Source organism: Dethiothermospora halolimnae (genome assembly GCF_037577855.1).
Lineage (GTDB): Bacteria > Bacillota > Clostridia > Tissierellales > VENL01 > Dethiothermospora > Dethiothermospora halolimnae.
In genome coordinates this window covers 47,315-60,574 of record NZ_JBAKFX010000002.1, presented here as the reverse complement: position 1 = coordinate 60,574, position 13,260 = coordinate 47,315, and the positions used below count along the sequence as shown (strand labels likewise).

Sequence of the window (13,260 nt, the reverse complement as noted above, 5' to 3'; positions counted from 1 at the left end):
CCTGGGGAATGGCTCCCATTTTTGCTTCCTTTGTCTAAAGGCGGTTTATTAACATGTTTTAGTTAATTTTGTCTGCCCTGTACAGATTACCCTTCTTTGTTCCTTTCTGGATTATAGAAAAATTCATATAGTCCCATTAATAATAAAAATACTCCAAATATCTTTCTAAGTGTATCAGATGATATGGTGATAGCTATTTTGGAACCAATATATGCACCAATAAGTCCAGTTATTATTAAGGGAATAGCTATTTTAAAACATAGGTTTTTCTTTAGAAAATGGGTTATGAGGGCTACTATGGCAATGGGAATAAAGACTATAAGATTTATTCCCTGGGCTTGATGTTGATTGAGATTTGCAAAAAATATTAGACTGGGTATTAAAATTGTACCTCCCCCTATGCCCATACCGCTTATAATTCCCGATAAAAAACCAATAATGAATAATTTCACTTTATCACCAACCTTATTGCTGCAATAATCATAAATATTCCAAATATTTTTCTAAGTATTTTACTTGGAATTTTATTTAAAAATTTGGCCCCCAATATGCTTCCTATAATTCCCCCGGATGTAATCATAAGGGCAATACTTAAATCAATAATGTCACTTCTTAAATATATAATTGTACTGACTATGGATAGGGGCAATATTATGGAAATTGCAGTAGCATGGGCTTTGTATTGTTCCAAGGATAAGATAAATACAAGGGCAGGAACTATTATAGTACCTCCTCCTGATCCAAAGAGTCCATTAATTATACCTGTAACTAAACCAATTAATAAAAGCTTAATATGTGTTTTTTTGATATTCATATATTCTCCTTAAGAATAAAAAATTTAAAGATATAAGATAATATATAATATTGCGTGTAGCTATATAATAATTACTTTTTCCAAAAAAAATAAAGTTATACACTTGACATTTTTGTGCAAAAAAAATATAATACACTTAAAATCCGATAAGAATACAAGGGAATAAAAAGAGGAGTGATTTTATGACAGTAGTAAATAATATAACAAAATTAGTTGGCAATACCCCTATGGTTAAATTAAATAGAGTTGTAGAAGAAAATAGTGCAGAGGTTTATGTAAAACTTGAATATTTTAACCCAGGTAGTAGTGTAAAGGACAGAATAGCATTAAATATGATAGAAATGGCAGAAGAAGATGGCTTGCTAAAGGAAGGTCATACTATAGTTGAACCTACAAGCGGAAATACAGGTATAGGTCTAGCTATGGTTGGAGCAGCTAAAGGATATAAAGTAATATTGGTCATGCCTGATACTATGAGTATGGAAAGAAGAAATTTACTTAAAGCCTACGGGGCAGAGCTAGTATTAACTCCAGGGGAAAAGGGAATGAAAGGTGCCATAAATAAAGCAGCAGAATTAGTAGAAGAAAATGATGGTTACTTTATGCCTCAACAATTTGAAAATAAATATAATCCAGAGATGCATATGAAAACCACAGCTATAGAAATAATGGATCAGATGAATAAGGATTTTGATATGTTTGTTGCTGGAGTTGGAACTGGAGGGACAATAACAGGGGTTACTAAGGTTATAAAAAAAGATATGCCAAATATAAAATCAGTGGCAGTTGAGCCTATTAATTCACCGGTTCTTTCTGGAGGGAATCCAGGTCCCCATAAAATTCAAGGAATCGGGGCAGGTTTTGTTCCTAAGGTATTAGATACTGATATCATTGATATAATAGAAAAAGTAGAAGGAGAAGAGTCAATCAAGATGGTAAAAAGGTTATCTAGAGAAGAGGGACTTCTTTTAGGGATATCTTCAGGAGCAGCTATAGTTGCAGCACTTAAGCAAGCTAAAAAACTAGGTAAAGGTCACAAAGTAGTAGTTATAGCACCGGATAATGGAGAAAGGTATTTAAGCACAGGAATTTTTGAATAGTAATTGCCTATATTGTCCATATATGCTATCATGATACATGAATACTAAGTGGAGGTATGACTATGGACGATATAAAAAAAACAACGGAAGATCTTATAAAATGGCTAAAAGAAAAGGTAAAGGAAGCAGGATGTAAAGGATTAGTTTTTGGATTGAGTGGTGGAATAGACTCTGCTGTAGTTGCAGGCTTGGCCAAAAAAGCCTTTAGTGATGAAGCTTTAGGAGTTATAATGCCCTGTCATAGCAATCCTGTAGATGAAGAACATGGCATACTTGTAGCAAATGCATTAGGCTTAAAAACAGAAAAGACCGACTTATCAGGAGTATTTGATAAGTTGATTGAAGAAGTTGATGATAATGGAGATAATAAACTTGCCATATCAAATATAAAGCCTAGACTTAGAATGACCACATTATATTATTATGCACAGAAGAACAATTATTTGGTTGCAGGAACCAGTAATAAGTCAGAATTAACAATAGGATATTTTACTAAGCATGGAGACAGTGGTATTGATATATTACCAATAGCAGACTTTGTAAAAGAAGAGGTAAGGGAGCTGGCTAGATATTTGGATATCCCCGATATTATAATCAACAAACCACCATCTGCCGGTTTATGGGAAGACCAAACCGATGAAGATGAAATGGGTTTTAGTTATAAAGAGTTAGATGGATATATTAGGACTGGAAAAGCAACAGAAGAAGTAAAGAAAAGAATCGAAAAAATGAATAAAATAAGTGAACATAAACGTAGAATCGCTATAATGTTTAAGAAATGAGAGTAAAGATATCTTTACTCTCATTTTAGTTTACTAAAATCTGTAACGTCGAATTCATTCGACGGTTCCATTTGTTGTTGGGGGATTCGTAATCCCCCAACTAAATAAAGAAAAATTGAATAAAGATAGTCTTTGTGATAGAATTATAATGCTAATTATGTTAAGGAGGTAGTAGATTATGGCAGGACATTCAAAATGGGCTAATATAAAACATAGAAAAGGAAGACAGGATGCTAAAAAAGCAAAGGTATTTACAAAATTAGCTAGAGCTATAACTGTTGCTGCAAAAGAAGGTGGGGGAGACCCTGAATATAACGCAGACCTTAATAATGCTATAGAAAAGGCTAAAGCTAATAATATGCCAAATGATAATATAGACAGAGCAATAAAGAAGGGTACTGGAGATTTAGAGGGAGTAAGCTATGAAGAGATAACATATGAAGGGTATGGACCAAATGGTGTAGCAGTAATGGTACAGTGTCTTACAGACAATAAAAATAGAACAGCAGCGGATATAAGACATTACTTTTCCAAATATAATGGAAACCTTGGAGCAAACGGTTGTGTTTCCTTTATGTTTGATAGAAAAGGCATACTTATTATAGATAGGGACGAAGATATGGATGAAGAAGAAGTAATGATGGCAGTATTAGAAGCAGGAGGAGAAGACTTTGAAGCAGGAGAAGAATACTTTGAAGTAACAACAGCTCCAGAAAACTTTGCAGAAGTTAGAGATAACTTAAAAGAGTCAGGATTTAAGTTTTCAACTGCCGAAGTAAGTTTTATTCCTCAAAATGAAACTAAATTAACTGATGAAACAGATATAAAGAATATGTCTAGGATGATTGATGCTATTGAAGATAATGACGATGTTCAAGAAGTGTGGCACAACTGGGACATGCCAGAAGATTTAGATATGTAGATAAAAAACCTCTTATTTTTAAAAATAAGAGGTTTTTTATTATTTGCTTGTACTATGGGCTCACCAACTCCCTGTACCCTGCTCCTTGCACTTTGCACTGAACAAAGGAGCGCCAAGGGCGCCCTTGTTCAAATAATATATAAGATAATTGTAGATATAGCAAGTTTTATGCTATAATCAGATGTAAAGTAAAATTACCTAAGAAAGGGGCATTAAATGAAAAAACGAATAGATGAAATAAATGTATTGAGGGCATTTGCATGTTTGTCTGTTGTATTAGTTCATATTTCAGCTATACCTGTATCAACTTTAAGAAGAAGTTATGTATTGATGGGATTTACTGTTTTAAATCGAGCAGTTAAGTATACTACACCTGCTTTTATTTTTATGAGTGGCCTTCTTTTAGTATATATATATAAAGATAGAGAATTTAATTATTTTAGATTTTTAAAAAAGAGGTTAAAGAGTACATTAATACCTTACTTTATATGGACGGTTATTTATTATGCTTACTTTATAAAAAGGGGATATTATGTTTTTTCACTTGAATTCTTTATGGAAAATTTATTGTTGGGAAAAATGAGTTTTCATCTATATTTTATAGTAACCATTACTCAATTTTATTTCTTATTTGGACTTATTAGATATTTATTTAGGAAGTATAACCCCCATATATTGTTGGTGGGATCCTTCGTTATTAATGTTTTAGTTATTAAATATGTTCACTTTAAGTATACAGATAGATTTTTCTTGCAGTATATTTTCTTCTTCACATTGGGAGGGTATATATCTATATATATTGAAAGTTTTAAAGCTATTATAAAGAGATATAAATATCCAATATTATTAGGACATGGAGGTATTGTGGCATATTATGCATATCAATACTATCAATATCAATTTTTACAAAGGTCTGTGGATGGTTTTATTGTTAATATGACTTGGTTTATTTTTTCCTTTATATCTATAGTTTCATTGTATGGAATTGCTGTTTGGGTTACTAATAGATATAAATTGTTGTATAAAGGATTTAAAGAGGTAAGTAAAGCTTCCTATTATATTTACCTTTCTCACCCTTTGGTATTAACGATATCTAATAGTTTTCTTAAAAAGGTAGGAATATTATCCATTAGTTTAAGGTTCGTTTTAAATCTTATAATTGTAACAGGGACGGTAGTATCTATAGCTATAATCTATACAAGGATAAAGGAAACTTATTTTAGAAATAAAAAGAAAAGGCAGGTTAGCACTGCTAAATAATATATATAAATAAACGATCTATGAAATTCATAGGTCGTTTATATTTATAATAGAGAGTAATGCTGTTGTATTATAATGGTATTTAATATAAAATATAGTTACATGTTAAGTTTAAGGAGAAAGACTTAATAGTGATGTTTTATTATAGAAGGGGGACATACATGAAGATAAATAAAAAACTTAAGTTAGGTTTAGTATTTATATGCTTAGTGACAATAGCATTAGTGAGTATACTTATATATACGGATAAAAAGGAGGTTATAAATCAGCAAAAATTTCTAAGTTATATAGAGGAAAATACCTTTGAAAGTATTGATTTTAATAAATTATTTGTAGAATCAATGGAAACTTCTATATTAAACTCCAAACCTAAATATAAGGTGCAAGAATTTCAGTTAGGCTTAACAGATGCAAAAGAAATAAGACTTTTAATAGGAAGGATAACAGTGGAAGGTTTTTTAACAGACAAAAAATATAGAATTTTTTATAATAGAGATTCTGATTACTTTAAAATAGAAAAGGAAGAAATAGATAACTTTAACTATAGTCGTGGTTTAAATGGAAGAGTTTTACTTAATGAATTCAATAAACTTAAAAAAGAGTCTGTGATCCCTAAAGGAAAATATGATCATTATACAGTTGAACTTTTAGGTGATATAGGACCTATAGAACCCTCTAATAAGGCTATATATGTGTGGCATATCGATAAGTTAATGGAATTACAAGAAAAGGTTGAAGGAGCAGGATTCTATATTTATGGGCAACCAATAAAAGAAGATGATGAAATTATAATGTATATTATTCAAAATGATAATTTATAAATATAATAAATACTTAAATTGCAATAATAAATAACAAGTTATGAGAAAGATTTATTTCTTATAGCTTTTTATCTTCTAGTATGTACCAACAAAGAAGTATTGAATTATCTTTCTTTTTGTAGAGAACTAATAAAGTATTATATAATATCTATAGTATTAACAAAATAGTAAAATGTAAAGATTTAGTGTGCAATTTATTCTTCCCTATGACATAATAAAACTTATAACTAAAATAGAGGTGTTAAGATGAATAAGACTATTGGAATATTAGCCCATGTGGATGCAGGAAAAACTACATTTGCAGAGCAACTTCTTTATCATACAAAAAGTATTAAAAAAAGGGGGCGGGTGGACCATCAAGACTCCTTTTTAGATAATCATGATATAGAAAAAAAGAGGGGTATTACAGTATTTTCAGATCAAGCTTTAATGTCTTATAATGGATCCAATTACTATTTAGTAGATACTCCAGGCCATGTTGATTTTTCTCCGGAGATGGAGAGGTCCATTCAGATAATGGATTATGCCATTATTATAATAAGTGCAGTAGAAGGAATAGAAGGTCATACAGAAACAGTATGGCAGCTACTTAGAAAGTATAAAATACCTACTTTTTTCTTTGTAAATAAAGTAGATAGAGTGGGAGCAGATCCAAATAGAGTTTTAGAAGAGATTAAAACAGATTTAACAGAAAATGTATGTGACATAACAGACTCATTAAAAGAAGATCAAATGGAAAAGGAACTTATAGAATTTATAGCAGAAAGGGATGAAAAGTTATTTGAGAAGTATATTGAAGAAGGATATGATAAAAAACTGTGGTTCAACACTATAATATCTATGATAAAGGAAAATAGATTTTTCCCTTGTCTTAAGGGGTCTGCTTTAAAGGATATTGGTATAATAAATTTTTTAGATAAATTAGATAGACTAACATTTACAGATTATAAAAATACCGGTTTATTTGCAGGTAGAGTATATAAAATAGGACATGATGATAATGGGTCAAGGATAACTTATATTAAGGCTTTACAGGGGAGCTTAAAGGTTAGAGATGAAGTGAACTATGGAGATGAAGAAGATATAATTAATGAAAAGATTACAGAAATAAGGTCTTATAATGGAGATAGTTATGACATGATAAATGAGGTAAAGGCAGGAGAGCTTTTTGCCGTAACAGGATTATCCAAGTCATCTTCAGGGGATGGATTAGGAGAGTTAAAAGAAAAGGTTAATTATGAGATGACTCCGACACTAAAATCTAAGGTTATATTCCAATCTTCCATAAATCCAAAGGAAGCTTTAAAATTTTTTAAGATATTAGATGATGAAGATCCATCCTTAAATGTAAAATGGGATGAAAGTTTACAACAGATACATATACATGTAATGGGGGTTATTCAACTTGAGGTATTACAATATATTGTAAAGGAAAGGTTTGACCTTGAAGTTACTTTTGGAAGGCCAGAAATTATTTATAAAGAAACTATAGATAGTATAGTTAATGGTTATGGGCATTTTGAACCCCTTAGGCATTATGCAGAGGTACATCTTAAGCTAGAACCAACCGAAAGAAATACGGGGATATTTTTTGAAAATAAATGTCATGCTGATGACCTGACTATAGGACATCAAAATTTAGTTAAACACCACATTTTTGAAAGGGAACATAATGGGTTATTAACAGGGGCACCATTAACGGATATAAAGGTTACTTTATTGACGGGAAAAGCCCATAATAAGCACACAAGTGGTGGAGATTTTAGAGAGGCTACATATAGAGCTTTAAGACAAGGATTAGAGAAGGCAAGAAACATACTACTTGAGCCATATTATAATTTTAGGATCAAAGTGGAATTAGACCATATGGGAAGGGTTTTATCAGACATACAAAATGCTTTTGGAATATTTAATCCACCTAAAACTGAAGGGGATAAGGTAAGTATAGTTGGGAGGGTACCGGTGGTTAATTTTATGGATTATAGTACTAAATTAGCCTCATTTACCCATGGCAAAGGTAGCATAAGTTTGAAATTTGATGGATATTATCATTGTCATAATCAAGAGGAAGTTATTAAAATAATAGGATATAATAAAGATAGAGATCCTCGATACACATCCTCTTCAATCTTTTGTTCTAAGGGACAAGGGTATGTAATACCTTGGGATAGGGCAGAAGAGAAGATGCATTGTTTATAGAGGATAGGGATAAAAATGCTCTTCACCCTTCCTCTACTTATATTTTGTACCTTATTATTTTAAATAAGCTCATATAATAAAATTAATAAATTAAATATTTAGAAAATTTAAAATAATTAAAGGATTTTATGTATATATATAGAATAATAGCATTAATTAAAAAAAGGAGGTGTAATTTTACTATATTTAATAAATAAAATAAAGGGGAGTGGGAAATGAAAAGAAGAACATTAAGTATCGTATTATTTGCAATTGTAATTTTGACCTTAGCACTTATGTCATTTTTTATGGATTCTTCTATGGGAAAAGAGAATGTGGAATTTGGAATACTATCTCTACTACCACCACTTATAGCAATATTATTAGCCTTTTTAACTAAGCAGGTATTATTATCATTGTTTATAGGAATACTTGTGGGAACTACAATGTTACATGGCAATATTTTCTTTGGTTTTTTAAGAACTATAGATGAGATTATAGTTGGTTCCTTAGCTGATACTTGGAATGCCGCTATAATAATATTCACCCTTAGTATAGGAGGGATGGTTGGAGTAGTAGGAAAAATGGGGGGAACAAAGGCGATAGCAGATAAGTTATCTAAATTAGCCAAAACTGCTAGAAGTGCCCAGGTTGTTACTGCTATTATGGGTATACTGGTTTTCTTTGACGATTATGCAAATACCCTTATAGTTGGACCTACAATGAGACCCCTTAGCGATAGACTAAGAGTATCTAGGGAAAAGCTTGCTTATATAGTAGATTCCACAGCGGCACCTGTGGTAGGTATGGCTGCAATCTCCACATGGGTAGGTACAGAATTAGGATTTATTAAAAAGACTTTTGATACATTAAGTATAGATGCCAATGTATTTAGTGTGTTTATTAAATCAATACCCTATGCCTTTTATAATATTTTCGCATTGGTATTGGTTTTTACTATAGCATTAACATTAAGGGACTTTGGACCTATGTATAAAGCAGAAAAAAGGGCAAGGAAGTATGGAAAACTTTTAGATGATAATGCTAAACCAATGGCAAGTGATGAAGTAACTAAGATGGAATTAAAAGAAGGCACAAAATTAAGGGCTAGAAATGCAATAGTTCCTATCCTAACTTTAATTATAGTTGCATTCTTTGGTCTTTGGTACAATGGATATACGGCATTATCTTCTACAGGAATAGACCCCTTTACTCTAAAGGGAATGAGGGAATGTTTTGGAAGTGCTGACTCAAGTATCGTGTTAATCTGGGGAGCCATAGTATCTAGTATAGTAGCCATAGTAATGGGATTATGGCAAAAAATATTAACCTTAGATGAAGCCTTTGATTCTTGGGTTAGTGGGGCTAAATCCCTTGTTATTACTTGTATGATATTGGTTTTGGCTTGGTCTTTAGGAGGAGTGACTGGTTCTGTAGGAACTGCTGACTACCTAGTTCAAGTTGTTAGGGATACCATACCTGGAGGATTTATACCGGTTATAGTGTTCCTATTATCTTGTTTGATGGCATTTGCAACAGGAACATCATGGGGAACTATGGGTATTGTAATACCCCTGGCTTTACCGTTGGCAAATAGTTATATAACGGGGGATCCTACCCAATCAACCATAATGTTAGCCACTATTAGTGCAGTATTATCAGGTTCAATTTTTGGAGACCATTGTTCGCCAATATCTGATACGACTATCATGTCCTCCATGGCATCGGCATCTGACCACTTAGATCATGTTAAGACTCAAATACCATATGCTATAACTGGAGGAGCATTAGCTATAGTGGCATATCTAATAGTAGGATTCTTAGATGCTGGTATGATAGTAACACCATTGATATCATTAATAATAGGTATAGCAGTGATTATTTCATTAGTATTCATTTTAGGTAAAAAAACCGATAAAAATACTTTGGGAGTTCAGAAAAAGGAAACTATATAAATAAATATAAGTCCACATTAAAACTGTGGGCTTATATTTATGTGTTGATAAATATTTAATAATCTTATAAAATGTAAGTTAGCGAAAGTTTTAATAGAATTATGACGATATAGGGAGATGAAGCGAATGGGTAATAAAATTAAAAAGATTGTTGCATTGCTAATAGTAGCAATGATGGTTGTGGGGACTTTTTCTGCAATGTTGGTTAATTTATAGTATTGCTTACAATATTTTGGTTAGTTGTGCTTTAACATCTTTTCCCCTTGTATAATTTTATACACTGTACCTTCTTTATAGAAGTTACTTTATCTAAGGATGAGTAGCTTTAAATTCATTTGAAGGTTAATTATATTATAGTGGCAGATTTTAATTAAAAATAAATATATTTAGTTGTTATAACCCTATGATATATTGGTAATAATTTCTAGAGGGAGGGATGATTAAATGACAACGAAGCCACTTAGACTATGGGAGTTATATGACGGATTACAAAATAAATTTCTTTATAATAATGACTTAAACTCAATTTATATCCTCCTTAATTTATACGATTTAGAGGAAAATATTAGCAATATATATCCTAAGTATATTTGTTTGAAAAATCTTAAAAGAAGAATCAAATATGCGTTAAAAAACAATCCTAATAAGGATAAAATAGCTGAAAATATAAGTTTTATAATACACGAAGACATCAATAGAATAGAATTGTGTTTTTATTTAGAAGGATACAAGTATGGGTATAATAATAATAATGTAGTTAATATGCTAGAGAAGAAAGCAATATATAAATATGGAGTAGAGGGACTATATAAAAGAAAAACACTATTTCATTACCAATATGATGATGATATTAAAGAAATAAGACTTAAAAGTAGAAAAGAAATTGATAATATGGAAAGGAAAAGCAGATATATAGAAGGACTTGTCTATACCTTTTCAAATAAAGTAGTAAAAAAGAAGATAGAGAATATAGAAAAATACGTAAATAAACAATTGAAGATGGAAATAAGACCCAATGATATATCAATAAAAGAGGAGAAGTTTGAGCTTAAAGATGATGAAATAGACAAGGTGTATCACTCTATTGTTAGATTTTTGGTTAAGAACTTAAAAAATATATATAAAGATTCCTGCTGGATGGCATTAAATGATAAGGTTTTAAATAGATATTTATAGTGAGTATTTATTACAAAAAATTAAAGGTATTTTGGAAATTTTGTAGAATAACATAATTAGGTAGACTATAAGTGTTTAAGGGGGAGTTCAAATGTATGTAAAAAATCATATGTTGCCAAAGGAAAAATTGGAAAAATTACAGGTGGAAGAAACCATAAGTAGTGCTTTAGATAAAATTAATAGAGGAAACTTTTTATCCCTTCCAGTTTTTGATGGAGAGGTATTTAAAGGTATTTTAATGAAAGAAGTTATTTTTAGAAACTATTTTGAAAATGGTTATTCAAATAAAGAAAAATACTTACAGGATACTAGGGTTGGAGACCTATGTAATAAAGAGTTTGAGACTATATTAGAAAGTGAATTAATAGAAAATGCTTCTTATCTATTGCAGGAATTAAGGACTCCTTTCTTGCCTGTTATAGATGAAAATGAGAAATTTGTGGGAATATTAACCCACGCGGCAATATTTAATGCTTTTTCTGAGATATTTGGTCTTAAATCGGGAACAAGATTAGTTATTAATGCCTATGATATACCAGGACAAATAGCTAAATTAACCGAGGTTATTAGAAGGTCAGAGGTAAACATAGCTAATTTTGCTGTTAAAGATGCTAAAGTTATGGATTTATATAAGATAGTATTAAGGGTAAATCAATGTAATGTGGATCAACTGGTAAAGGATATAGAAGAAGCTGGATTTAAAATAGCAGAACTTAATAACTAAAAGACTTGCCTAGGCAAGTCTTTTAGTTTGTATTTGTACTTTGAAGCTAGCTATAATGTTGTATTACTTAATCTCTGTACTCTGCACATTGCCCCCTGCACAGAACAAAGAATGGGCAAAGCCATCTTGTTCTAAATGTATAAAAAACGAAATTTTGGAAATAATATTCCTTTAGATAGTAGAAGGAGGAATATTATGAAAAGAAACTTTATATTACCCCTTATAATAACTTGTGTAGTATTATTAACAGGAGGTCTTATTTTTGGTTACATTATAGGGAGTACAAATATAGAACAAAAACCTAGACAAGATGAAATCATTTATAAAGGTTCTAATGATGGGACAGATATAGAACAAGAGGCCCCATTTACATCCAACGAGAACAAATGTATTGGACCCAATACAGAGGTAGTTTATAAAACCCACTATAGAAGGTGTGGACATACAATTGAAGAGAAAAAGCCTTCTGATGATTATATGGTAAATATGACAGAAGAGCAGTTAAATGATTTTATTATAAAGGAACATCCTAGTTGGAAATTAAAATCCTTTTCAAATGATAAAATAGTTATAGAAATTGAGAAAAATCATTTATGTCCAGAACACTATATTATTGGAATTAAAGATGGAAACTTAGCTATATATAAGGTGAATAAAGATGGAGAAAAGATATTAAAAATGAAATATAAAGATAGTAATATATTAATGTTAAAGAAAATAGATCAAGAGAAGCTTGAAAGAGGGATAGTTGTAGATAGTCTAGAAGAGGTAGATAGTGTACTGGAAGATTATATGAGCTAAAAGCGGTATTATGCCGCTTTTTATTTTAATGTTTATGGTTTCACCAACACCATACTCCCTGCATAGAACAAAGAAGGGACAAAGGCCCCTTTGTTCATATATAATATAATTAAATAAAAATTAAAAGGATTTATCATAAAAATATCGAATATATGTTTGTATACCTTTGTAATTAATAGGTGTAAATTTTAACTTAATATAATGTTCAACTTTAAGGAGATGATATAATGGTTATAGTAGGTTTAGATCCAGGTATTGCAATATTAGGATATGGAGTAGTACAATATAAAGGTAACAAGTTTAATGTTTTAGATTACGGAGTATTAACTACAGAACCTAAAAACTCTTTTCCAGAGAGATTAAAAATATTATATGATGATTTAACCCAACTGTTAGACAAATATAATCCAGATACTGTTGCTATAGAGGAATTATTTTTTAATAAAAATGTTAAAACGGCAATAACAGTGGGACAAGCTAGAGGGGTTCAAGTTCTAGCTGCGGTTAATAAAGGTATTGATATATATGAGTATACACCATTGCAGGTAAAGCAAGGGGTAGTAGGATATGGTAGGGCGAAAAAGAAGCAGGTTCAAGAAATGGTTAAACTACTATTGAATTTAAAGTCCATACCCAAACCAGATGATGCTGCCGATGCCCTTGCAGTGGCTATATGTCATGCCCATTCGGGAAACTTTAGAAGTATGTTTAAAATAAAATAGTGGAG

General features: G+C 30.9%; 13 protein-coding genes. 11 read left to right on the top strand and 2 right to left on the bottom strand.

Going from position 1 to position 13,260, the window contains the following annotated elements:
* Positions 1-86: 86 nt before the first annotated feature.
* A complete protein-coding gene (locus V6137_RS01225) occupies positions 87-452 on the bottom strand; it encodes a sulfite exporter TauE/SafE family protein (protein ID WP_425446050.1) in 366 nt (121 codons plus the stop codon).
* Positions 449-814, bottom strand: a complete 366-nt coding sequence (locus V6137_RS01220) for a sulfite exporter TauE/SafE family protein (protein ID WP_425446049.1) — start codon at positions 812-814, stop codon at positions 449-451. Before V6137_RS01220 ends, V6137_RS01225 begins: the two co-directional genes overlap by 4 nt.
* Before the next feature lie 182 nt (positions 815-996).
* On the opposite strand from V6137_RS01220, the gene cysK reads away from it, so the two are divergent.
* From cysK to ruvC, 11 genes are all read left to right on the top strand, one after another.
* Positions 997-1,914, top strand: coding sequence for a cysteine synthase A (cysK, locus tag V6137_RS01215; RefSeq protein WP_425446048.1), 918 nt, complete (start codon positions 997-999; stop codon positions 1,912-1,914).
* A gap of 62 nt (positions 1,915-1,976) precedes the next feature.
* Complete coding sequence (nadE, locus tag V6137_RS01210; protein ID WP_425446047.1) at positions 1,977-2,696, top strand: NAD(+) synthase; 720 nt, start codon at positions 1,977-1,979, stop codon at positions 2,694-2,696.
* Between the two features lie 178 nt (positions 2,697-2,874).
* Positions 2,875-3,618, top strand: a complete 744-nt coding sequence (locus V6137_RS01205) for a YebC/PmpR family DNA-binding transcriptional regulator (RefSeq protein WP_425446046.1) — start codon at positions 2,875-2,877, stop codon at positions 3,616-3,618.
* A 216-nt stretch (positions 3,619-3,834) separates the two neighbouring features.
* A complete protein-coding gene (locus tag V6137_RS01200; RefSeq protein ID WP_425446045.1) occupies positions 3,835-4,878 on the top strand; it encodes an acyltransferase in 1,044 nt (347 codons plus the stop codon).
* 161 nt (positions 4,879-5,039) lie between these two features.
* Complete coding sequence (locus V6137_RS01195; RefSeq protein ID WP_425446044.1) at positions 5,040-5,699, top strand: hypothetical protein; 660 nt, start codon at positions 5,040-5,042, stop codon at positions 5,697-5,699.
* 246 nt (positions 5,700-5,945) lie between these two features.
* Entirely contained in the window at positions 5,946-7,898 is a 1,953-nt protein-coding gene (locus V6137_RS01190) for a GTP-binding protein (RefSeq protein ID WP_425446043.1), read from the top strand.
* A 215-nt stretch (positions 7,899-8,113) separates the two neighbouring features.
* Entirely contained in the window at positions 8,114-9,832 is a 1,719-nt protein-coding gene (locus tag V6137_RS01185) for a Na+/H+ antiporter NhaC family protein (protein WP_425446042.1), read from the top strand.
* A 444-nt stretch (positions 9,833-10,276) separates the two neighbouring features.
* Positions 10,277-11,008, top strand: a complete 732-nt coding sequence (locus V6137_RS01180) for a hypothetical protein (RefSeq protein ID WP_425446041.1) — start codon at positions 10,277-10,279, stop codon at positions 11,006-11,008.
* A gap of 91 nt (positions 11,009-11,099) precedes the next feature.
* The gene (locus V6137_RS01175; protein WP_425446040.1) at positions 11,100-11,732 is read left to right on the top strand and encodes a CBS domain-containing protein; all 633 of its coding nucleotides are present in this window, start codon (positions 11,100-11,102) and stop codon (positions 11,730-11,732) included.
* Positions 11,733-11,927: 195 nt separating this feature from the next.
* Positions 11,928-12,533, top strand: a complete 606-nt coding sequence (locus V6137_RS01170) for a BofC C-terminal domain-containing protein (RefSeq protein WP_425446039.1) — start codon at positions 11,928-11,930, stop codon at positions 12,531-12,533.
* A gap of 227 nt (positions 12,534-12,760) precedes the next feature.
* Positions 12,761-13,255 (top strand): crossover junction endodeoxyribonuclease RuvC, encoded by a 495-nt coding sequence (gene ruvC / locus V6137_RS01165; RefSeq protein WP_425446038.1) that lies wholly within the window; start codon positions 12,761-12,763, stop codon positions 13,253-13,255.
* Positions 13,256-13,260 lie beyond the last annotated feature (5 nt).

What these genes read in the sequence shown, in the direction of transcription:
- V6137_RS01220 (WP_425446049.1), bottom strand. Translation starts at nt 814, where the DNA reads ATGAATATCAAAAAAACACATATTAAGCTTTTATTAATTGGTTTAGTT.
- cysK (WP_425446048.1), top strand. Translation starts at nt 997, where the DNA reads ATGACAGTAGTAAATAATATAACAAAATTAGTTGGCAATACCCCTATG.
- nadE (WP_425446047.1), top strand. Translation starts at nt 1,977, where the DNA reads ATGGACGATATAAAAAAAACAACGGAAGATCTTATAAAATGGCTAAAA.
- V6137_RS01205 (WP_425446046.1), top strand. Translation starts at nt 2,875, where the DNA reads ATGGCAGGACATTCAAAATGGGCTAATATAAAACATAGAAAAGGAAGA.
- V6137_RS01200 (WP_425446045.1), top strand. Translation starts at nt 3,835, where the DNA reads ATGAAAAAACGAATAGATGAAATAAATGTATTGAGGGCATTTGCATGT.
- V6137_RS01195 (WP_425446044.1), top strand. Translation starts at nt 5,040, where the DNA reads ATGAAGATAAATAAAAAACTTAAGTTAGGTTTAGTATTTATATGCTTA.
- V6137_RS01190 (WP_425446043.1), top strand. Translation starts at nt 5,946, where the DNA reads ATGAATAAGACTATTGGAATATTAGCCCATGTGGATGCAGGAAAAACT.
- V6137_RS01185 (WP_425446042.1), top strand. Translation starts at nt 8,114, where the DNA reads ATGAAAAGAAGAACATTAAGTATCGTATTATTTGCAATTGTAATTTTG.
- V6137_RS01180 (WP_425446041.1), top strand. Translation starts at nt 10,277, where the DNA reads ATGACAACGAAGCCACTTAGACTATGGGAGTTATATGACGGATTACAA.
- V6137_RS01175 (WP_425446040.1), top strand. Translation starts at nt 11,100, where the DNA reads ATGTATGTAAAAAATCATATGTTGCCAAAGGAAAAATTGGAAAAATTA.
- V6137_RS01170 (WP_425446039.1), top strand. Translation starts at nt 11,928, where the DNA reads ATGAAAAGAAACTTTATATTACCCCTTATAATAACTTGTGTAGTATTA.
- ruvC (WP_425446038.1), top strand. Translation starts at nt 12,761, where the DNA reads ATGGTTATAGTAGGTTTAGATCCAGGTATTGCAATATTAGGATATGGA.